This is a genomic window from Metapseudomonas boanensis (assembly GCF_018704125.1).
GTDB lineage: Bacteria > Pseudomonadota > Gammaproteobacteria > Pseudomonadales > Pseudomonadaceae > Metapseudomonas > Metapseudomonas boanensis.
In genome coordinates this window covers 222,528-241,802 of record NZ_JAGTIS010000008.1, presented here as the reverse complement: position 1 = coordinate 241,802, position 19,275 = coordinate 222,528, and the positions used below count along the sequence as shown (strand labels likewise).

Below are 19,275 nucleotides of genomic sequence, written 5' to 3'. Positions count from 1 at the left end.
TCTGCTCGCGAAGCTTTTCGCGAGCAGAGCTCGCTCCTACGGGGATATGTCAGTGGCTGGCCGCCGTGGCGCCCATCTCGTTGACCTGCTGGAAGGTGGAAAAGCGCTCCAGGGCGAAGGGCTTGATCAGCTCCGGCACCTTGCCGCCGCTGGCCACCAGTTCGGCCATGGTCTTGCCGCAGATGGGCGTGGACTTGAAGCCCCAGGTGCCCCAGCCGGCGTCGAGGTAATAGTTCTGCACCGGCGACAGACCCATGATCGGGCTGTAGTCCGGGGTCATATCGGTGATGCCGGCCCACTGGCGCATCAGCTTGGCGTTGGCCATGAAGGGGAACATCTCGATGGCATGGGCCAGCAGGCTTTCCTTAAGGTCCAGGGTGGAGCGGGTGTTGTACAGCGGGTAGGGGTCGGAGCCGCCGCCGAAGACGATCTCGCCGCGGCTGGTCTGCTGCACGTAACAGTGCAGCGCGGAGGAGCTCACCAGCGGATCGAGGAAGGGCTTGAACGGCTGGGTCACCATGGCCTGCAGCGGGTAGGTGTGGATCGGCGCGCGGATGCCGGCCTTGGCCATCATCAGCGAGCTGTGGCCGGCGATGGCCTGCACCGCGCAGCCGCATTTCACCGTGCCGCGGTTGGTCCTCACGGCCGTGATGCGGCCGTTCTCCACCACCAGGTCCTGCACTTCGGTGAGCTGGTGGATTTCCACGCCGCGCTTGGCGGCCTGCTTGGCATAGCCCCAGGCCACGGCGTCGTGGCGGGCGGTGGCGCCATCGATGTGCCAGAGCCCGGCGATGACCGGCAGGTGGCCGGGGTCGAGGTTGAGGGTGGGGACCAGTTCGTGAATCTGCTGGCGGTCGATCATCTCGGTGCGGCCACCGAAGTGCTTGTTCACTTCGGCGCGCTGGCGGAAGGCGCGTACCGTGGCGTCCGTGTGGGCCAGGGTGAGCTGGCCACGCTCGGAATACATGATGTTGAAGTCGAACTCGTTGGAGAGGTTCTGGAATAACTTCACCGACTCGGCGTAGAAGCGCACGCCTTCGGAGGTGAGGTAGTTGGAACGGATCACCGCCGTGTTGCGCGCGGTGTTGCCGCCGCCGAGGTAAGACTTCTCCAGCACCGCGACATTGGTGATGCCGTGGTACTTCGACAGGTAGTAGGCGATGGCCAGGCCGTGGCCGCCGGCGCCGATGATCACCACGTCGTACGACGGCTTCAGGTCCTTCGGCGGCGGCAGGTCCACTTCCACCGGGTATTCGGAGCTCAGGCCGTATTTCAGGAGATTGAAGGGCATGGCGCCTCCGGAAGCTTGGGTTGGGAATGCAGGGCAGGGTGCTGCAGGCGCGCCGCGGCCAGGGTGTTCTTCATCAGGAAGGCGATGGTCATCGGACCGACGCCACCGGGCACCGGGGTGATGGCCGAGACCACGCCGAGGGCGCTGTCGAAGTTGACATCACCGACCAGGCGCGAACGGCCGCCTTCGTCGATGCGGTTGATGCCGACATCGATGACCACGGCGCCGGATTTCAGCCAGTCGGCATCCACCAGGCGCGGACGGCCGACGGCGGCGACGACGATGTCCGCTTGGCGGCACAGTTCGCGCAGGTTGGCGCTCTTCGAGTGCACCACGGTCACCGAGCAGTGGGCCTGCAGCAGCAAGGCGGCCATGGGTTTGCCGACGATGTTGGAGCGGCCGATCACCACCGCGTGCTTGCCGGCGAGGTCGCCACAGGTGTCTCGAAGCAGGCGCATACAGCCGGCCGGGGTGCAGGGCGTGAGCACCTCGCGGCCCTGGCTGAGGCCGCCGACGTTCTCGCTGTGGAAGCCGTCGACATCCTTCAGCGGGTCGATGGCCTGCAGCACGCGGTTCTCGTCGATGTGCCGGGGAAGCGGCAGCTGCACAAGGATGCCGTTGACCGCGGGATCGCCGTTCAGGCGTTCGATCAGGGCGAGCAGGGCGTCTTCGCGGGTATCGGCGGGGAGCTTGTGCTCGAGGGAGCAGATGCCGGTCTCCTCGGCGCGCAGCACCTTGTTGCGTACATAGACCTGGCTGGCCGGGTCGCTGCCCACCAGCACCACGGCCAGGGCTGGATGGAGGCCGGCACTCTTCAGGTCGCTGACTTCGTCGCGGACCTCAGCGAGGACGCGGGCGGCGGCGGCCTTGCCGTCGATGATGTTGACGTGGGGGAAGCTGTTCACCGGAAGATCACCGTACGGTCCTGGTTGAGGAAGACGCGGTGCTCCAGGTGGTATTTCACCGCCTTGGAGAGGGCCACGGTTTCGGTGTCGCGTCCTACCGCCACGAGGTCGTCGGGCAGGTAGGCGTGGTCTACGCGCTGGACTTCCTGCTCGATGATCGGGCCCTCGTCGAGATCCGAGGTGACGTAGTGGGCGGTGGCGCCGATCAGCTTCACGCCGCGTGCATAGGCCTGGTGATAAGGCTTGGCGCCCTTGAACCCGGGCAGGAAGGAGTGGTGGATGTTGATGGCGCGGCCCGAGAGTTGCTTGCAGAGATCGTCGGAGAGAATCTGCATGTAGCGGGCCAGCACCACCAGTTCGGTGCGGGTCTCATCGACGATCTTCATCAACGCGGCTTCCTGCTCGGCCTTGGTGTCGCGGGTCACCGGCAGGTAGATGAAACGGATGCCCTCGCGCTCGGCCATTGGACGCAGGTCGAGGTGGTTGGAGACGATCGCGGTGATCTGCATGTCCATCTCGCCCTTGTGATGGCGGTAGAGCAGGTCGGCCAGGCAATGGTCGTACTTGCTCACCATCAACAGGACGCGCATCGGTTGTGCAGTGCTGTGCAGGGTCCACTCCATGTCGAAGCGGACGGCGACATCGGTGAAGCCCTGCTCGACCTCCGCGATGTCGCCCGTGAATCCTTCGTTGAAGCGGAACACCGCACGCATGAAGAAGCGGCCGCTGGTGTCGTCGTCGAACTGGGCCATCTCGCTGATGTAGCACCCCTTGTCCGCCAGGTAGGTCGTCACCGCCGCAACGATGCCCGACACCGCCGGGCAGCTGATCTTGATGATGAAATGTCGGGTGGCGTGTTGCATGTCTGGTCCTCGAATCGGTGGGGGCAGCTCATCGCAAGGCGGAATTTTCAGGGGTGAAGTGCGCGTTCATCCATGAATCGTTTTTACTGACAGGAATATAAAATTCCCTTGGCGCTTTTATATGCGAAGAAATGCTGCCGGTCTATATCGGTGGGAAATTTTTTATCTTGATGGGAAAGTTTTGTGGGGCCGAGCGAAAGGGGAGTAGGAGAGGAGCTTCGCGAGCAAGTTCACCCTTACGGGATGGTGCCTGATCTGTAGGAGCGAGCTTGCTCGCGAAGAAAGGAGCTGGTGGCTAGAGAATCACTCGTTGCCGTAATTCATCACCGACAGCAAACGAATCGGCACCTTCAGCAGCTTCTCCGGCCCGTGGGGGACTTCACCCTCGAAGGTCAGGCTGTCCCCAGCCTCCATGTGGTAGAGCTGATTGCCGTGGCGGTAAACCAGTTCACCCTCCAGCAGGTGAAGGAACTCAGTGCCGGGATGGGAGAAGGTGGGGAACTCCTCGCTTGCGTCATCCATGCTCACCATGTAGGCCTCGAAGTTCTTTTTCGGGCCGCGGGTGTGGTTGAGCAGTTGGTAGGTGTGACCTTTCTCGGTGCCGCGGCGAACCACCTCCATGCCTTCGCCCGACTTGACCAGAATGGCGCTGCCGTCGGGCTGGTCATACTGGCTGAACAGCTTCGACATGGGCATGCCGAGCACGTCGCACAGGCGGCTCAGGGTGTCCAGGCTGGTGGAAACCTGGGCGTTCTCGATCTTGCTCAACATCCCCTGGCTGATACCGGCGATGCGTGCGACATCGGCAAGCTTCAGTTCCTGCGCCTGGCGCTCGCGCTTGATCTGCATGCCCAGGTATTGCTCCAGGCGGAGGCGGGGTGGGGTTTCGGTCGACATGAGTCTTAGGCCCTGCACGTTTTCGGTTCAAGAAATAAAATTTCGCACAAGGAAAGCGCACAAATCTGTGCGCTTTCACTGGGGGCGATTTCGACTTTCCCATAGAGAAACGGATTTTCCCATATAAAGAGCAACTCGGCTCCCGCCGAGACAATTTCTCGCTGCTCCCTCCGAGTTGGCAAGTCGTTTGCATTCCTGTTGGGAAACTAAGTTTCCTTAAGAGAATTTGCACGACGCCATGAACATCTTCAGAACGCCATCGCTGATCAGCCGAGCAATCGGCTTGCCCGAAAAGCCGGCGGTCGTTGCTCACGGCGGTGCTTTGCCCTGCCTGCCACTACCCGCCCGCCTTGCCCTTTTCCAGGAGTGAAGACTCATGTTGCCAACTGAAACGCAGCGCATCATCGAACAGTACGGGATCAAGTATGTGCTGGCGCAGTTCGTGGACATCCACGGCGCTGCGAAGACCAAGTCCGTGCCGGTTTCCGGCCTCAAGGCGGTAGCCGAGGACGGCGCCGGGTTCGCCGGTTTCGCCATCTGCGGCATGGGCATGGAGCCCCACGGTCCGGACTTCATGGCCCGTGGTGATCTGTCCACGCTGATTCCGGTGCCCTGGCAGCCGGGCTACGGCCGTGTGGTCTGCATCGGACATGTGAATGGCGAGCCGCATCCCTATGACAGCCGCTATGTGCTGCAGCAGCAGGTGCAGCGCCTGACCGACAAGGGTTGGACCCTGAACACCGGCCTTGAGCCCGAGTTCAGCCTGTTCCGCCGCGACACCCAGGGCAAGCTGCAGTTAGTGGATGCCTCTGACAATCTGGACAAGCCCTGCTACGACTACAAGGGTCTTTCGCGTTCCCGCGAATTCCTCGAACGCCTGACCGAGGCCCTGCAGCCGGTGGGCTTCGACATCTACCAGATCGACCACGAAGACGCCAACGGCCAGTTCGAGATCAACTACACCTACAGCGACGCCATGGAATCGGCGGACCGCTTTACGTTCTTCCGAATGGCTGCCGGCGAGATCGCCAACGAGATGGGCATGATCTGCTCGTTCATGCCCAAGCCTGATCCGAAACGCGCCGGCAACGGCATGCATTTCCACCTCTCGATTGCCAGTGCCAGCAACAAGAACCTATTCCACGACCCGAATGACCCCAGCGGCATGGGCCTCTCGAAGCTGGCCTACCACTTCGCCGGCGGCCTGTTGGCTCACGGCCCGGCCCTGTGCGCCTTCGCTGCGCCGACCGTGAACTCCTACAAGCGCCTGGTCGTAGGGCGCTCACTGTCTGGCGCCACCTGGGCGCCAGCCTTCATCGCCTTCGGCGCCAATAACCGCTCGGCGATGGTCCGCGTGCCCTACGGCCGCCTGGAGTTCCGCCTGCCGGATGCCGGCTGCAACCCTTACCTGGTGACCGCCGCGATCATCGCCGCCGGCCTCGACGGTATCGACCGCCAGCTAGAGCCGGACAGCATCTGCAACGAGAACCTCTACAAGCTGAGCCTCGAAGAGATCGCCGCGCGCGGCATCAAAACCCTGCCGCAATCGCTCAAGGAAGCCACCGACGCTCTGGAGGCCGACCCGCTGTTCCGCGAGGTACTGGGCCCGGAGATCGTCGACGAATTCATCAAGCAGAAGCGCATGGAGTGGGTGGAATACAGCCGCCACGTCTCCGACTGGGAGATCCAGCGCTACACCGAGTTTTTCTGATAACCCGATCAAACCCTTCTGGCGCTTGGCGCCACCTGCCTCCGGAGGAGACACACCATGTGCGGAATCGTAGGTCTTTACCTGAAGAAGCCCGAGCTGGAAGCCCAACTCGGCAAGCTGTTCGAACCCATGCTGCAGGCCATGACCGATCGTGGTCCGGACAGCGCGGGCTTTGCCATCTATGGCGATGAAGTGGCCGACGGCTGGGTCAAGCTGACCCTGCAGGCCGCTGACGTCGGCTACGACTGGAAAAACCTGATGGGCGAGCTTGAGGGCCGTCTGGGCTGCTCCCTGGACTGGTTCCAGAACGCTAGCGCCGCCGTCCTCAAGGTCAACTGCGATGAAGAGCGTGCGCGTGCCGCCCTCGCTGACCTCGCCCCCGGCGTACGCATCATGAGCGCCGGGCAGAGCATCGAGATTCTCAAGGGCATGGGCCTGCCGGAAGAAATCTCCCAGCGCTTCGGCCTGGCGAAGATGAAGGGCAGCCACATCATCGGCCATACCCGCATGGCCACCGAGAGCGCCGTGACCATGGAAGGCAGCCACCCGTTCTCCACCGGCGCCGACCTGTGCCTGGTGCACAACGGCTCGCTCTCCAACCACTCGCGCCTGCGCCAGGAACTGAAGCGCCAGGGCATCACCTTCGAAACCGAGAACGACACCGAAGTGGCGGCCGGTTACCTGACCTGGCGCCTGCAGCAGGGCGATAGCCTGAAAGAGGCGCTGGACCATTCCCTGGAGGACCTCGACGGCTTCTTCACCTTCGCCATCGGCACCCGCAACGGCTTCGCCGTGATCCGTGATCCGATCGCCTGCAAGCCGGCAATCCTTGCCGAGACCGACGACTACGTGGCCATGGCCTCGGAATACCAGGCTTTGGCCAGCCTGCCGGGTATCGATAAAGCAAAAGTATGGGAACCCGAACCCGCCACCATGTACATCTGGGAACGCGCCTGAGGAGCTGAGCTATGAAAACCGTTGATCTTTCCACTGCCTCGGTGCGTGAACTGAACCAGGCCCTGCACGCTGAAGTACAGGACCGCGAGTGGGTGGTGACCCATCCGGACGGCAAGCACAACCTGGCCGTGGGCGTGAACCAGGCTGTGAGCATCGATATCCAGGGCCACGCGGGCTACTACTGCGCTGGCATGAACCAGAAGGCCTGCGTCACCGTGCACGGCAACGTCGGCGTCGGCGTGGCAGAAAACATGATGTCCGGCTCGGTGCGGGTGAAAGGCAGTGCCTCCCAGGCCGCCGGTGCCACCGCCCATGGCGGGTTACTGGTGATCGAGGGCGATGCCGGCGCGCGCTGCGGCATTTCCATGAAGGGTGTCGACATCGTCGTCGGCGGCAGCATCGGCCACATGAGCTGCTTCATGGCCCAGGCCGGGCGTCTGGTGGTGTGCGGCGATGCCGGCGACGCGCTGGGCGATTCGCTCTACGAAACCCGCATCTACGTGAAGGGCACGGTCAAGTCGCTGGGTTCGGACTGCATCCAGAAGGAGATGCGCGCTGAACATCTGGAGGAGCTGAAAGAGCTGCTCAACCGTGCCGGCTTCGACGAGGACCCGGCCAGCTTCAAGCGCTACGGCTCGGCCCGTCAGCTTTACAACTTCAAAGTCGATAACGCATCCGCGTACTGATCCGCAGCGAGGAAATCATCATGACCGACAAACACACTCCGGTGCTGCGCGAATCCGCCACCTTCGACCGCCTGACCATCCAGGAAATCCAGCGTGCCGCCGAAACCGGCATTTATGACATCCGCGGCGGCGGCACCAAGCGCAAGCTGCCGCACTTCGATGACCTGCTGCTGCTCGGCGCCAGCGTCTCGCGCTACCCATTGGAGGGCTATCGCGAGAAGTGCGGCACCGATGTGGTGCTCGGCACCCGCTTTGCGAAGAAGCCGATCCACCTGCAAATTCCGGTGACCATCGCCGGGATGAGCTTCGGTGCCCTCTCGGCCAACGCCAAGGAGGCCTTGGGCCGTGGAGCCAGCATCGCCGGTACCAGCACCACCACTGGCGACGGCGGCATGACCCCGGAAGAGCGCGGCCAGTCCAAGCACTTGGTCTATCAGTACCTGCCGTCGCGCTACGGCATGAACCCGGATGACCTGCGCAAGGCAGACGCCATCGAGATCGTCCTCGGCCAGGGCGCCAAGCCTGGCGGTGGCGGCATGCTGCTGGGCATGAAAGTGACCGAGCGCGTCGCCGGCATGCGGACCCTGCCCATCGGCGTGGACCAGCGCAGCGCCTGCCGCCACCCGGACTGGACCGGCCCGGACGACCTAGCGATCAAGATCGCCGAGCTGCGTGAGATCACCGACTGGGAAAAACCCATCTACGTGAAGATCGGTGCCAGCCGCCCGTACTACGACGTCAAGCTGGCGGTGAAAGCCGGCGCCGACGTGATCGTCCTCGACGGCATGCAGGGCGGCACCGCGGCCACCCAGGAAGTGTTCATCGAGCACGTGGGCATCCCGATCCTCCCGGCCATCCCGCAAGCCGTGCAGGCCCTGCAGGAAATGGGCATGCATCGCCAGGTGCAGCTGATCGTCTCCGGTGGCATCCGCAACGGTGCCGACGTGGCCAAGGCCATGGCACTGGGTGCCGACGCCGTGGCCATCGGCACCGCTGCCCTGGTGGCGCTGGGCGACAACCACCCGCGCCTGGACGATGAGCTGAAGAAAATCGGCTCCGCTGCTGGCTACTACGACGACTGGCAGAACGGCCGTGACCCGGCTGGCATCACCACCCAGGATCCGGAACTGTCCAAGCGCCTGGACCCGGTGGAAGCCGGCCGCCGCCTGGCCAATTATCTGCGCGTGCTGGTACTGGAAGCCCAGACCATGGCCCGTGCCTGCGGCAAGTCCCACCTGCACAACCTCGATCCCGAGGACCTGGTGGCGCTGACGGTGGAATCTGCCGCCATGGCCCGGGTGCCCCTGGCCGGCACCAGTTGGATTCCGGGTCAGGGCTACTGATCCCGAAGGCGGTAAACGAAGGCCGGCGAGCGATCGCCGGCCTTTTTCTTTTTTGTAATTGGATGGGCTCGCCTGGGGTGGAAGTCGCTTTTCACTTCCACCGGCGGTGTTTCCGGTGGGCTCCGGACGTTGGGCCTCGCACAGCTCGGACCAACCTACGGCCGCTACGTGGCTTACCGGGTGGCGGGGCACCATCCAGGCGAGTGCATTGCTTTATTGATTGGCAGGAAAATCAAATTCGCACCAAGAAAATGCGTTCTCACTTGTCATCGCTGCCCATTGCCTCTCTACGCCGTGAAATAAAGCGCTTTCTATTCAACGGCTTAGCAGAAAGGCAAGCGCATGCTGCGGCCTTGGCAGGCCAATTGCTATGCCTAATGGGAAACAAAATTGCCCTATAGGAAGATAGGTGCTGGCCCGGCCTCGTCTTCTTAGGGCGCTCGAACGTCGGTCCGTCTATCCGACAGCGGGCCGGCCGAAATCCTGTCGGTTTGGAGGCAACAGGCAATGATCCGGTTTTCACATGTGGGCCGCGGTATGTTGGGCCTTTCCCTTCTGTTGGGCAGTTTTGCGGTAAATGCGGAAGAAGCGCCACCTGTGATCAATAGTGGCGACACCGCGTTCGTCGCGCTCTGCTCGCTGGTGGTGCTGCTGATGACACTGCCGGGCCTGGCGCTGTTCTACGGCGGCATGGCGCGGACCAAGAACGTGCTGTCGATCCTCATGCAGGTGTTCTGCACCGCCTCGCTGATGTCGGTGCTGTTCGCCGTTTACGGCTACAGCCTGACATTCACCGACGGCGGTTCGCTGCAGTCGGTGATCGGCGGCCTGGACAAGCTATTCATGGTCGGCGTCACCAAGGACACGGTTGTCGGTACCATCCCCGAGTACCTGTATTTCTTGTTCATGCTCCTGTTCGCCGCCATCACCCCGGCGATCATCGTCGGTGCCTTCGCCGAGCGCATGAAGTTCGCCGCCGTCATGGTCTTCATGGCGGTCTGGCTGACCATCAACTACATCCCCATGGCGCACATGGCCTGGGGCGGTGGCTGGGTGTTCAACCTGGGCGTGCAGGACTTCGCCGGCGGAAATGTGGTGCACCTGAACGTCGGCATCGCCTCCCTGGTGGGCGCGTGGTTGCTGGGACGCCGTCGCGGCTTCGGCACCCCAGCGATCGCTCCGCACAACATGACCATGACCCTCACCGGTGGCTCGCTGCTGTGGGTGGGCTGGCTGGGCTTCTGTGGCGGCTGTGCCCTGGCTGCCAACGGTTTCGCCATGCTGGTGATGGTTAACACCATGCTCGCCAGCTGCGCCGGTGCGCTGGGCTGGATGCTGGTGGAGTGGCAGCACCGTGGTCGTCCAAGCCTGTTCGGCGCGGTATCCGGCGCCATTGCCGGCCTGGTTGCCATTACCCCGGCCTGCGGCTATGTCGGCCCCATGGGCTCCATCCTGCTGGGCCTGATTGCCGGTCCGGTGTGTGTCTGGTCGGTGGACAAGCTCAAGCCGATGATCGGCCTGGACGATGCCTTCGATGTGTTCGGCGTGCATGGCGTGGCCGGCATCCTCGGCGGCTTGCTGACCCCGGTGTTCGCCCTCACCGCCATCGGTGGCCAGGGCTTCCCCGAAGGCCGCGACCTGTTCGATCAATTGCTGGTCAACGGTGGCGCGATTCTGTTCAGCATCGGCTTCTCGGCCGTGACCAGCCTGATCGCCTTCAAGGTGGCTTCCGCGCTGTGCAGCGGGCTGCGGGTTGAGGAAGCGGCCGAGGTGGACGGGCTGGACCTCACCGCCCATGGCGAAGTCGGCTACAAGTATTCGAGCTGAGGACCGCGGCCATGAAACTTATTACCGCAATCATCAAACCCTTCCGCCTGGACGAGGTGCGCGAGGCGCTGACCGAGGCTGGCGTAAGCGGCGTGACCGTCACCGAGGTCAAGGGCTATGGCCGGCAGAAAGGCCACTCGGAAATCTACCGGGGCGCCGAGTACGTGGTGGAGCTGCTGCCCAAGATCAAGCTGGAAATCGTGGTCGGCGATGCGCTGTGCCAGGCTGCCATGGACGCCATTCTCAAGGCGGCCTACACCGGCAAGATCGGCGATGGCAAGTTGTTCGTCCTGGACCTGGAAAGCGTGGTGCGGATACGCACCGGGGAGCTGGGCGAAGACGCCGTGTGAGTTGATGGCTGTACCCCCGCGCCGACGCCTTGCGTCGGCGCTTTCATTGGAGCTGGGAAAGCGGTGCGCACAGCGCACCCTACTGCGGAAGGGTAGGGTGCGCCGCGCGCACCAGCTTGTGTTCGAGAAGGAGGCGTGAAGGATGGCGTGGTTGAATGGATGGGGATTCCTGGTTCTGGCGGGACTCTGCGAGGTGCTCTACGCCTCGATCATCCCGCGCACGGAGGGCTTCACCCGGCTTTGGCCGAGCCTGTATTGCGGCTTATTCCTGATGCTGAGCATCTATCTGTTGAGCCTGGCGGTACGCGAGCTGCCGCTGGGACTGGCCTACGCGGTCTGGGTGGGTATCGGCACCCTGGGCACCGTGGCCTACGCGACAATGTTCATGGGCGAACAGCTGGGGATGATGCGCGGGGTGTGCCTGGTGATGATCGTAGGAGGCATTGTCGGCCTGAAGATGGTGGGAGGTGCGCAGGTGGCGTAGGCGCAGACCTGCGTCAAATCCCTGGCCGGGTGGGGGGATGATGAATGCACTCATTCGCCGTATTCGATGATGGCGCCACGCGGCCCACCCTGCCATTGCCGCAATGCCCCGTTTCCGATCGTATTCCAGGCAATATGCCTGAAATCGGTTCGTTTCCTCAGTTTTGCTGACGCAGCATCGCCTGAATCTGCTGCACCGATTCCTGGGTCCGCCGCGCCAGGTTGCGCACCTCGTCCGCCACCACCGCGAAACCGCGCCCTTGTTCACCCGCTCGGGCCGCTTCAATGGCTGCGTTGAGTGCCAGCAGGTTGGTCTGTTCGGCGATGCCACGGATCACCCCGGCCACCTGGGAGATCTGGCCATAGGTGGTCTGGATGTTCGCTTGTTCGCGTTCGTGCAGGCTGGCGGCGGTCTTCTCGTCACTGATCTCGCGCACCGCACCGGTAACATAGAGCAACCGGCCTCGGCTGTCGCGCAGGCAGCGGCCACGTTCGCGGAACCAGACTTCGCCACGGGTCTTGTGTCGCATGCGGTACTCAACCGCATAGAAACCGTCGCCGCTGCTGTCCGCCATCGAAGCGTTGAAGGTCTTCATAACTTCCTTGAGATCGTCCGGGTTGACCACGCCGAAGTAGCTGTCCCAGCCATCGGGAAACTCCTCGCGCTTGTAGCCGATGAGCTCGCGGAACTGCTCGGACCAGCGGATCACGTTCTGCGGATGGTCGGGGTCGCCGTTTACCACGTTCATCGCCCAGCAGCCTTCGGTGAGGGTGCGTTTGGTCAGGTCCCACACCTCGCGTTCCTTGTCCCAGGTTTCCCGTTCGGCCTCCAGGGCCGCCAGACGTTGCCGGTACTCTTCCAGTTCACCACGCAACCGCGTGTCTTGCTGTTCGGCCTGGGCCAGTCGCCGGTTCAACTCGGCGTACTCATTGGCACTACAGGGTGGCGGTGCTTGCCGCTCGGAGTGCTGGCGGATGTGCTGCAGTTCGCGCCAGTCGCGCTGCAGCCTTTCCAGGCTGCCAAGCAGCCGGGGTTGGTGTCTCAGTCGTGGCAGTGCGGATTCCGGGCCTTGGTTGCTGGACAGCTGGTCGAGCCACTGGCTGAGTTCGTTGGCCAGGTTGCTGGATGCTTTTCTGAACCACATTGGCCGATTCTCCTTGGCTATGGACGGGGGAGGGACTTGCAGCACTCCCTAGCAAATCCCTCTCCAAGTACCGCATCAGCCGCGTACGCGGGTCTTCTCCGGGTCATAGGCCACGGTGCTGGCGACCACGCGGGCGCGGATGCGCTTCTGCTGGCCGTCGAGCTTGCCGATTTCCACCGCCGTACCCGGCTCGCAGTAGCCGATGTCGAGCCGGCACAGGGCGATGTTCTTGCCCAGCACCGGCGAGCGGGTAGCGCTGGTGACGATCCCGACCTGGGCACGACCGACGTGCACGCAGTCGCCATGGGCGGCCGGTTCGTTGCCTTCCAGTTCCAGCCCCACCAGGCGCTGTTGCGGATGGGCGCCGCGGCGCAGCAGGGCGTCCTTGCCGATGAAGTCGGCCTGCTTGGTCTTCAACGGTACGCAGAAGCCGATGCCTGCCTCGAAGGGATCGGTCTGGTCGCTGAACTCGTAGCCGGCGAAGATCAGCCCGGCCTCGATGCGCAGCATGTCCAGCGCCTGCAGGCCCAGCGGCACCAACCCCAACGGTTCGCCGAGCTGCCAGAGGCGGTTCCACACCTTCAAGCCATCGCTGGGGTGGCACCAGATTTCGTAGCCCAGCTCGCCTGTGTAGCCGGTGCGCGACACCATCAGCGGCGCGCCGTTGTAGTCGTCCAGGCGGCCATTGAGAAAGCGGAACCAGCCAAGGTCTTCCAGTTTTGGTTGGGTGCCCGGTGTCCAGATCATGTCTTTCAGCAGGGTGCGGGCCAGCGGGCCCTGTACGGCAATGTTGTGGATCTGTTCCGAAGCGCTCTTTATCCACACCTTCATGCCCAGTTTTTCGGCCTGCTCGCGCAGCCAGACGCCGGCATAGTCCTCGCCGCCGATCCAGCGGAAGGCGTCCGGCCCGAGACGCATCAGGGTGCCGTCGTCGAGCATGCCGCCGTGCTCGAAACACATGGCCGAGTACACCACCTGGCCCACCGCGAGCTTGCGTACGTCGCGGGTCAGGCAGTAATCCAGCAGGGCTTCGGCGTCGGGACCGAGCACCTCGAATTTGCGCAGGGCGGACAGGTCCATCACTGCCACCTTCTCGCGGCAGCCGTGGTATTCCTCGATCGCGCCATGGCCGTCGAACTGGATCGGCGTCCAGAAGCCGCGGTAGTCGACGAACTGGCGGGTGAGGGCCGAGGTGCCGGGGTGGAAGCCGCTCTCGCGGGTCAGCACCAGGTCGGCGTCGGGTGTCTTGCGAGTGGCCATGGCGATACTGAAACGCTCCTGTTCGGAATACACGCGGATGTGGATGTCGGTGGGCTGCCAGCCGTTGGCCGGATCGATGTCGTCCGGGCAGGAACTGCTGGCGCAGACCAGGTCGGTCATGGCCCGCAGAAGCACGTAGTCGCCGGGACGAGACCAGGGCTCGTCGAGGGTCAGGTGCTGGTGTACATCCACCCCGGTGTTGAAGAAGAAGTTGATCGCCGGCCAGCCGGCGCGGCCTTGCACGCCGTGCTTCGCGACGGCGCGGCTGATGTTGTCGCTGCAGTTGGCATGGCCGAAGTAACCCTGCGCTTCGTAGTAACGCGCGGTGCAGGCCAGGGCGAAGGTGTCGTGGCGGCCGACGGTATCGCGCACTACTTCCAGCATCGGCTGCAGGTTGCGGTCGAAGAAGCGGCTGAACAGGCCCGGTCCGGGATAGGCGTTGCCGTTCAGGGTGCGGGTGACGGTGGGGTCGAGGTCGATCTCGCGACCTGCATCGAGGCCACGGCGGTCGAAGGCGACGAAGTCCGAGCACTGCCGTCCGGCGACATCCAGCACCTGGATGTACTGGCCAGCGGCGACGAGATAGTCCCGTGCGCTACCGGGCGTGATGGTGAATTCGTCGACCAGCTCCCCGAGCGGCGCCGGTAGCGGCGGGGCCATCACTCGGCGCGGGTTGGCGCGGTGGATCAACAGGCGCAGATCGCTGGCTCGAGACTGGCTGTCTACTGGCGTCTGGCCGCCCGGTGCGGCGACGATTACCAGCAGCGCTTCGCTGGCGCTGAAGCTGCGGCTGAAGCCGGCGGGATTACCGGCTGGCCAGAGCCGCGCGGCGTGTGGCAGGTGACGGCAATCGATGCCACGCCGCACCAGTCCGGCGCTGACATGGGCCGCTTCCAGGCTGCCGTCGTGCAGCAGGTGGGCGATGAAGTCGGCGCCGGGGCTGGCGCTGAGGCCAAGTGCGGCCAACGCGGCACGGCCGTTGCCGGCGAAGGCCAGCAGTTCGGCGGGCTGGTCGCCTTCGAGGTCGATCACCTCCAGTCGGTCCCCAGGCTCCAGGGCCACTACCGTCAATCCGCCAGGGGCGACACGGTGGCGTTCCAGGTCCGGGGCGCGGGCGAACAAGGCCGGTTCCAGCGGCCGGGATATCACGGGCAGGTTCATGTCATGGCTCCACGCAAGGATTCGTTCCGTAGGGTGCGCCGTGCGTACCGACAGCCGTGGCATTCGAGGGCCATCCATTGGTGCGCGCAGCGCACCCTACGGGTACGGTTTCAACCCACGGCTTTGATGGCGGTCGACGGGGCGTCCGCCAGGTACGCCGCCAGCGAGTCGTCCAGCGCTTCCAGCCAGGGGGTGTGGTGCGCGGTCGCCAGGGTGCCAGTGATCAGCGAGCGGTGGCACTTGTCGCGGTAGCCCATGATGTTTTCGTACTTGTCCTGCTTCCATTGCAGGAAGGTCCGGTTTACCTCGGCGATGTCGAAGCTCGGGTAGTCGGTGGCTTCGATGAGTTGGCGGATGTACTCACCCTGGAATTCGAACATTTCCTGAGCGGTTTCCAGGGTTTCCTCTTCCTGGCGCCAGGCCAGGTCTTCGGCGTGCATGGTGGCCGGCTCGGGCAGGGCGATGCGGCCGAGGATGACGTCGCGGGCGTACCAGGCCTGGGCGTCGAACATGTTGAAGCTGTACCACTGGTCCTGCATGCCGAGGTACACCAACTTCGGGTTCTGTTCCCAGAACACGCCCTTATAGAGGTTCAGCGGCCAGAGGCGGTTGCCGGTCTTCAGGCGCAACTCTTCCGGCAGGAAGGGGAAATGATGCTTGTAGCCGGTGCAGAGGATGATGGCGTCGACGTGCTGGCTGCTGCCGTCGGCGAAGAAGGCAGTGCTGCCCTTCACATGGGTGAGCAGCGGTTTCTCTTCCCAGTTCTCCGGCCATTTGTAGCCCATGGGCGCACTGCGGTAGCAGCTGGTGATGGTGCGGGCGCCGTACTTGAAGCACTGCGAGCCGATGTCTTCGGCGGAGTAGCTGCCACCGACGATGAGTACGTCCTTGCCCTTGAACTCCAGCGCGTCGCGGAAGTCGTGGGCGTGCAGTACGCGGCCAGCGAAGCTTTCGAAGCCCTCGAAGTAGGGCACGTTGGGGGTGGAGAAGTGGCCGCTGGCGACCACCACGTAGTCGAAGGTTTCGCTGTAGGTCAGGTCCTTCTCGTAGCTGTGGGCGGTGACCTCGAAGGTGCCGCTGGCAGCGTCGAAGCTCACGCTACGCACCGTGGTGTTGAAGCGGATGTAAGGGCGCACGCCGGCTTTCTCCACGCGACCCTTGATGTAGTCCCAGAGCACTTCGCGGGGCGGGTAGGAACCCATGGGGCGGCCGAAGTGTTCGTCGAAGCTGTAGTCGGCGAACTCCAGGCATTCCTTCGGCCCGTTGGACCAGAGGTAGCGGTACATGCTGCCGTGCACCGGCTCGCCATGTTCGTCCAGGCCGGTGCGCCAGGTGTAGTTCCACATGCCGCCCCAGTCCGCTTGCTTCTCGAAGCAGACCAGTTCGGGAATCTCGGCGCCCTTGTCCCGGGCTGACTGGAAGGCACGCAACTGGGCGAGGCCACAGGGGCCGGCGCCGATAATGGCGACTCGTTGTTTCATGCTGGGTTCTCCACGGAAGGTTGGGGCAGGCCGGTGGCCGGGTGCTGGAGGCGCGCCGCGGCCAGGGTGTTCTTCATCAGGAAGGCGATGGTCATGGGGCCGACGCCACCGGGCACCGGAGTGATGGCGGAAGCGCGGGTGAGGGCGGAGTCGAAGTCCACATCTCCTACGAGCCTGGAACGACCGCCTTCCTCGATGCGGTTGATGCCGACATCGATGACCACGGCGCCGGGCTTGAGCCAGTCGGCATCCACCAGACGCGGACGGCCAACGGCGGCGACGACGATGTCGGCCTGACGGCACAGCTCGCGCAGATTGGCACTCCTGGAATGCACCACGGTCACCGAGCAATGGGCTTTCAGCAGCAGCGCGGCCATGGGTTTGCCGACGATGTTGGAGCGGCCAATCACTACCGCGTGCTTGCCGACGAGGTCGCCGCAGGTGTCCTGCAGCAGACGCAGGCACCCGGCCGGCGTGCAGGGTGTGAGCACGTCGCGGCCTTGGCTGAGGCCACCAACGTTCTCGGCATGGAAGCCGTCCACATCCTTCAGCGGGTCGATGGCCTGCAGCACGCGGGTTTCGTCGATGTGTGCCGGCAGCGGCAGCTGCACGAGGATGCCGTGCACACCGGCGTCGGCATTGAGGCTGTGGATAAGTGCCAGCAGCGCGGATTCTTTGGTTTCCGCCGGCAGCTTGTGTTCCAGGGAACGGATGCCGCATTCCTCGGCGCGCAGCACCTTGTTGCGCACGTAGACCTGGCTGGCCGGGTCCTGACCGACCAGCACCACGGCCAGGGCCGGGGCAATGCCGCTGGCCTTGAGGGTGAGGACGTCGCTCCCGACTTCGGCAAGCACCCGCGCCGCTGCGGCTTTGCCATCGATGAGCGCGCTCATCGGAAAATCACCGTCTTGTCACCATTGAGGAACACGCGGTGCTCCAGGTGGTACTTCAGCGCCTTGGACAGGGCCACCGTCTCGGTATCCCGGCCGATGGCAACGAGGTCGTCAGGCAGGTAGGCGTGGTCCACGCGTTGCACTTCCTGCTCGATGATCGGGCCTTCGTCGAGGTCGCTGGTGACGTAGTGGGCGGTGGCGCCGATCAGCTTCACGCCGCGCTCGTAAGCCTGGTGGTAGGGCTTGGCGCCCTTGAAGCCGGGCAGGAAGGAGTGGTGGATGTTGATGGCGCGGCCGGACAGCTGTTTGCACAGGTCGTCGGAGAGAATCTGCATGTAGCGCGCGAGCACCACCAGCTCGGTCCGGGTCTCGTCGACGATCTGCATCAGCGCCGCTTCCTGCTGGGCCTTGGTGTCGCGGGTCACCGGCAGGTAGATGAAGCGGATGCCTTCGCGCTCGGCCATGGGGCGCAGGTCGAGGTGGTTGGAGACGATAGCGGTGACCTGCATGTCCATCTCGCCCTTGTGATGGCGATAGAGCAGGTCGGTGAGGCAATGGTCGTACTTGCTCACCATCAACAGCACGCGCATCGGGCGGTTGCCTTCGAACAGCTCCCAGTCCATCTCGAAGGGCACGGCGACGTCATCGAAGCCCTGACGCAGGGCGTCGATATCCGGCTTGGCGCCAGTGTTGAAACGGAACACTGCGCGCATGAAAAAGCGCCCGGTGAACTCGTCGTCGAACTGTGCCAGTTCGCTCAGGTAGCACTGGCGCCCGGCGAGGTAGGTGGTCACCGCCGCGACTATCCCGGAGGTGGCCGGGCAGCTGATCTTGAGGATGTAGTGATTCATGTTGGTTGCTCTCATGCAGGCAAGGAACGGCCGCGCTCAGCCCTTGGCGGTGCGCTTTTTCTTCTCGGGGTCGTCGAACGGCAGCGTGTGGGCGATGGCTTTCACGCTCAGGCTGCCGCGCACGTCCAGGGGCACGCCTTGTTCAGCGATCTGCGGCTCGACGCGGGCGATGGCCATGGAGCGTTCGGTGAGGCGCGAGTACATGGCGCAGGTGATGACACCGACCTGGCGGCCGTCGTGCCAGAGGGTGTCGCCGTTCTGCGCGGCGACATGGCCGTCGAGCAGCACGCCGAAGATCTTGAAGCGTTCCTGGCCCTTGAGCCGGTAGTGCTCACCGGCGCCACGGAAGTCCTGCTTACCGGGCGACACGGTGAAGTCCAGGCCCAGTTCCCACAGGGTGTCGCCGGCCTTCTGGTCGGCGAAGGGGTACATCTGCGAGTTGTCGTAGGGGAAGAACAGCAGGTAGCTCTCCACCCGCAGCCAGTCCAGCGCGGTGAAGGCGCAGGGGATGATGCCGAGGTCCTTGCCCTTGGCCAGGATGCCGTCCCAGATGGCCGGGGCATCGGCGGCCTTGCAGAAGATCTCGTAGCCGCGCTCGCCGGTGTAGCCGGTACGGGAGATCATCACCGGGCGGTCGAACAGCTTCGTTTCCATGTGGTGGAAGTAGGGCAGGTCGCGGATGCTCGGTACGTGCTCGGCGAGGAAGTCCACGGCCTTCGGTCCTTGCAGGGACAGGTCGTGCAGGTCGTCGTCGAACAGTACCGCCACCTGGCGGCCCTGGGCCGAGCGGATCAGTACTTCGTGGCCCGAGCCTGCGCCGTGCACCACCATGAAGGCGTTGGGACCGGTGCGGTAGACGATGCAGTCGTCGATGAACTTGCCGTCTTCGTCGAGCATGCAGGCGTAAACCGACTTGCCGGGATAGAGCTTGCTGATGTCGCGGGTGGTGGCATGGTCGAGCAGGCTTTCAGCGTGGGGGCCGACGTAGTGCACCTTCTTCAGTCCGGACACATCCATCAGCCCGGCGCGGGTGCGGATGGCCTCGTGGTGGTCGGCGAGATCGCTGGCATAGGTCCAGGCGGTGCCCATGCCGTTCCAGTCTTCGAGTTGCGAGCCGAGCGCCAGGTGGCGTTCGCGGAGTGCGCTGATGCGCCATGAATTGGCCATGGTG

General features: G+C 64.0%; 17 protein-coding genes. 7 read left to right on the top strand and 10 right to left on the bottom strand.

Features of this window, described 5'->3' with window-relative positions; translation table 11 throughout:
- Positions 1-49: 49 nt before the first annotated feature.
- From J7302_RS16370 to J7302_RS16355, 4 genes are all read right to left on the bottom strand, one after another.
- Positions 50-1,291 carry an FAD-dependent oxidoreductase gene (locus tag J7302_RS16370; RefSeq protein ID WP_215377021.1) on the bottom strand — a complete coding sequence of 414 codons (1,242 nt, stop codon included), beginning with the start codon at positions 1,289-1,291 and terminating at the stop codon, positions 50-52.
- Complete coding sequence (gene folD, locus J7302_RS16365) at positions 1,273-2,196, bottom strand: bifunctional methylenetetrahydrofolate dehydrogenase/methenyltetrahydrofolate cyclohydrolase FolD (protein ID WP_215377018.1); 924 nt, start codon at positions 2,194-2,196, stop codon at positions 1,273-1,275. Before folD (J7302_RS16365) ends, J7302_RS16370 begins: the two co-directional genes overlap by 19 nt.
- Positions 2,193-3,059 carry a formyltetrahydrofolate deformylase gene (purU, locus tag J7302_RS16360; protein ID WP_215377014.1) on the bottom strand — a complete coding sequence of 289 codons (867 nt, stop codon included), beginning with the start codon at positions 3,057-3,059 and terminating at the stop codon, positions 2,193-2,195. The genes folD (J7302_RS16365) and purU (J7302_RS16360) overlap by 4 nt, the downstream gene beginning before the upstream one ends.
- A 303-nt stretch (positions 3,060-3,362) precedes the next feature.
- Positions 3,363-3,956 carry a helix-turn-helix domain-containing protein gene (locus tag J7302_RS16355; protein ID WP_215377010.1) on the bottom strand — a complete coding sequence of 198 codons (594 nt, stop codon included), beginning with the start codon at positions 3,954-3,956 and terminating at the stop codon, positions 3,363-3,365.
- Between the two features lie 376 nt (positions 3,957-4,332).
- Between J7302_RS16355 and glnT the strand changes: the two genes are divergently transcribed.
- From glnT to J7302_RS16320, 7 genes are all read left to right on the top strand, one after another.
- Positions 4,333-5,667: a type III glutamate--ammonia ligase gene (gene glnT / locus J7302_RS16350; protein WP_215377007.1), complete on the top strand. Its 1,335-nt coding sequence runs from the start codon at positions 4,333-4,335 to the stop codon at positions 5,665-5,667.
- A gap of 57 nt (positions 5,668-5,724) precedes the next feature.
- Positions 5,725-6,624: a class II glutamine amidotransferase gene (locus J7302_RS16345; RefSeq protein ID WP_215377004.1), complete on the top strand. Its 900-nt coding sequence runs from the start codon at positions 5,725-5,727 to the stop codon at positions 6,622-6,624.
- Positions 6,625-6,635: 11 nt separating this feature from the next.
- A complete protein-coding gene (locus tag J7302_RS16340) occupies positions 6,636-7,310 on the top strand; it encodes a GltB/FmdC/FwdC-like GXGXG domain-containing protein (RefSeq protein ID WP_215377000.1) in 675 nt (224 codons plus the stop codon).
- Between the two features lie 20 nt (positions 7,311-7,330).
- On the top strand, positions 7,331-8,653 hold the full coding sequence (locus tag J7302_RS16335; RefSeq protein WP_215376996.1) for an FMN-binding glutamate synthase family protein: 1,323 nt from the start codon (positions 7,331-7,333) through the stop codon (positions 8,651-8,653).
- A gap of 507 nt (positions 8,654-9,160) precedes the next feature.
- Positions 9,161-10,480, top strand: a complete 1,320-nt coding sequence (locus tag J7302_RS16330) for an ammonium transporter (RefSeq protein WP_215376993.1) — start codon at positions 9,161-9,163, stop codon at positions 10,478-10,480.
- Between the two features lie 11 nt (positions 10,481-10,491).
- Positions 10,492-10,830 carry a P-II family nitrogen regulator gene (locus J7302_RS16325; protein ID WP_215376990.1) on the top strand — a complete coding sequence of 113 codons (339 nt, stop codon included), beginning with the start codon at positions 10,492-10,494 and terminating at the stop codon, positions 10,828-10,830.
- Between the two features lie 142 nt (positions 10,831-10,972).
- A complete protein-coding gene (locus J7302_RS16320; protein WP_215376986.1) occupies positions 10,973-11,314 on the top strand; it encodes a DMT family transporter in 342 nt (113 codons plus the stop codon).
- A gap of 157 nt (positions 11,315-11,471) precedes the next feature.
- Here J7302_RS16320 and J7302_RS27025 read toward each other — a convergent pair whose 3' ends face one another.
- From J7302_RS27025 to J7302_RS16290, 6 genes are all read right to left on the bottom strand, one after another.
- The gene (locus J7302_RS27025) at positions 11,472-12,458 is read right to left on the bottom strand and encodes a methyl-accepting chemotaxis protein (protein WP_215376983.1); all 987 of its coding nucleotides are present in this window, start codon (positions 12,456-12,458) and stop codon (positions 11,472-11,474) included.
- Between the two features lie 75 nt (positions 12,459-12,533).
- Complete coding sequence (locus J7302_RS16310) at positions 12,534-14,879, bottom strand: DUF1989 domain-containing protein (RefSeq protein WP_215376980.1); 2,346 nt, start codon at positions 14,877-14,879, stop codon at positions 12,534-12,536.
- Between the two features lie 110 nt (positions 14,880-14,989).
- Complete coding sequence (locus J7302_RS16305) at positions 14,990-16,360, bottom strand: NAD(P)-binding domain-containing protein (RefSeq protein WP_215376977.1); 1,371 nt, start codon at positions 16,358-16,360, stop codon at positions 14,990-14,992.
- The gene (folD, locus tag J7302_RS16300) at positions 16,357-17,253 is read right to left on the bottom strand and encodes a bifunctional methylenetetrahydrofolate dehydrogenase/methenyltetrahydrofolate cyclohydrolase FolD (protein ID WP_215376974.1); all 897 of its coding nucleotides are present in this window, start codon (positions 17,251-17,253) and stop codon (positions 16,357-16,359) included. The genes J7302_RS16305 and folD (J7302_RS16300) overlap by 4 nt, the downstream gene beginning before the upstream one ends.
- On the bottom strand, positions 17,250-18,104 hold the full coding sequence (gene purU, locus J7302_RS16295; RefSeq protein ID WP_215376971.1) for a formyltetrahydrofolate deformylase: 855 nt from the start codon (positions 18,102-18,104) through the stop codon (positions 17,250-17,252). The genes folD (J7302_RS16300) and purU (J7302_RS16295) overlap by 4 nt, the downstream gene beginning before the upstream one ends.
- Positions 18,105-18,140: 36 nt before the next feature.
- On the bottom strand, positions 18,141-19,271 hold the full coding sequence (locus tag J7302_RS16290; protein WP_215376967.1) for an aminomethyltransferase family protein: 1,131 nt from the start codon (positions 19,269-19,271) through the stop codon (positions 18,141-18,143).
- Positions 19,272-19,275: the final 4 nt, after the last annotated feature.

Bases quoted from the DNA above. Each gene is read 5' to 3' on its own strand.
- J7302_RS16340 (WP_215377000.1), top strand. From the start codon at position 6,636: ATGAAAACCGTTGATCTTTCCACTGCCTCGGTGCGTGAACTGAACCAG.
- J7302_RS16320 (WP_215376986.1), top strand. From the start codon at position 10,973: ATGGCGTGGTTGAATGGATGGGGATTCCTGGTTCTGGCGGGACTCTGC.
- J7302_RS16345 (WP_215377004.1), top strand. From the start codon at position 5,725: ATGTGCGGAATCGTAGGTCTTTACCTGAAGAAGCCCGAGCTGGAAGCC.
- folD (WP_215376974.1), bottom strand. From the start codon at position 17,253: ATGAGCGCGCTCATCGATGGCAAAGCCGCAGCGGCGCGGGTGCTTGCC.
- J7302_RS16325 (WP_215376990.1), top strand. From the start codon at position 10,492: ATGAAACTTATTACCGCAATCATCAAACCCTTCCGCCTGGACGAGGTG.
- purU (WP_215377014.1), bottom strand. From the start codon at position 3,059: ATGCAACACGCCACCCGACATTTCATCATCAAGATCAGCTGCCCGGCG.
- J7302_RS16305 (WP_215376977.1), bottom strand. From the start codon at position 16,360: ATGAAACAACGAGTCGCCATTATCGGCGCCGGCCCCTGTGGCCTCGCC.
- glnT (WP_215377007.1), top strand. From the start codon at position 4,333: ATGTTGCCAACTGAAACGCAGCGCATCATCGAACAGTACGGGATCAAG.
- J7302_RS16310 (WP_215376980.1), bottom strand. From the start codon at position 14,879: ATGAACCTGCCCGTGATATCCCGGCCGCTGGAACCGGCCTTGTTCGCC.
- J7302_RS16330 (WP_215376993.1), top strand. From the start codon at position 9,161: ATGATCCGGTTTTCACATGTGGGCCGCGGTATGTTGGGCCTTTCCCTT.
- J7302_RS16355 (WP_215377010.1), bottom strand. From the start codon at position 3,956: ATGTCGACCGAAACCCCACCCCGCCTCCGCCTGGAGCAATACCTGGGC.
- purU (WP_215376971.1), bottom strand. From the start codon at position 18,104: ATGAATCACTACATCCTCAAGATCAGCTGCCCGGCCACCTCCGGGATA.
- J7302_RS16370 (WP_215377021.1), bottom strand. From the start codon at position 1,291: ATGCCCTTCAATCTCCTGAAATACGGCCTGAGCTCCGAATACCCGGTG.
- J7302_RS27025 (WP_215376983.1), bottom strand. From the start codon at position 12,458: ATGTGGTTCAGAAAAGCATCCAGCAACCTGGCCAACGAACTCAGCCAG.
- J7302_RS16290 (WP_215376967.1), bottom strand. From the start codon at position 19,271: ATGGCCAATTCATGGCGCATCAGCGCACTCCGCGAACGCCACCTGGCG.
- J7302_RS16335 (WP_215376996.1), top strand. From the start codon at position 7,331: ATGACCGACAAACACACTCCGGTGCTGCGCGAATCCGCCACCTTCGAC.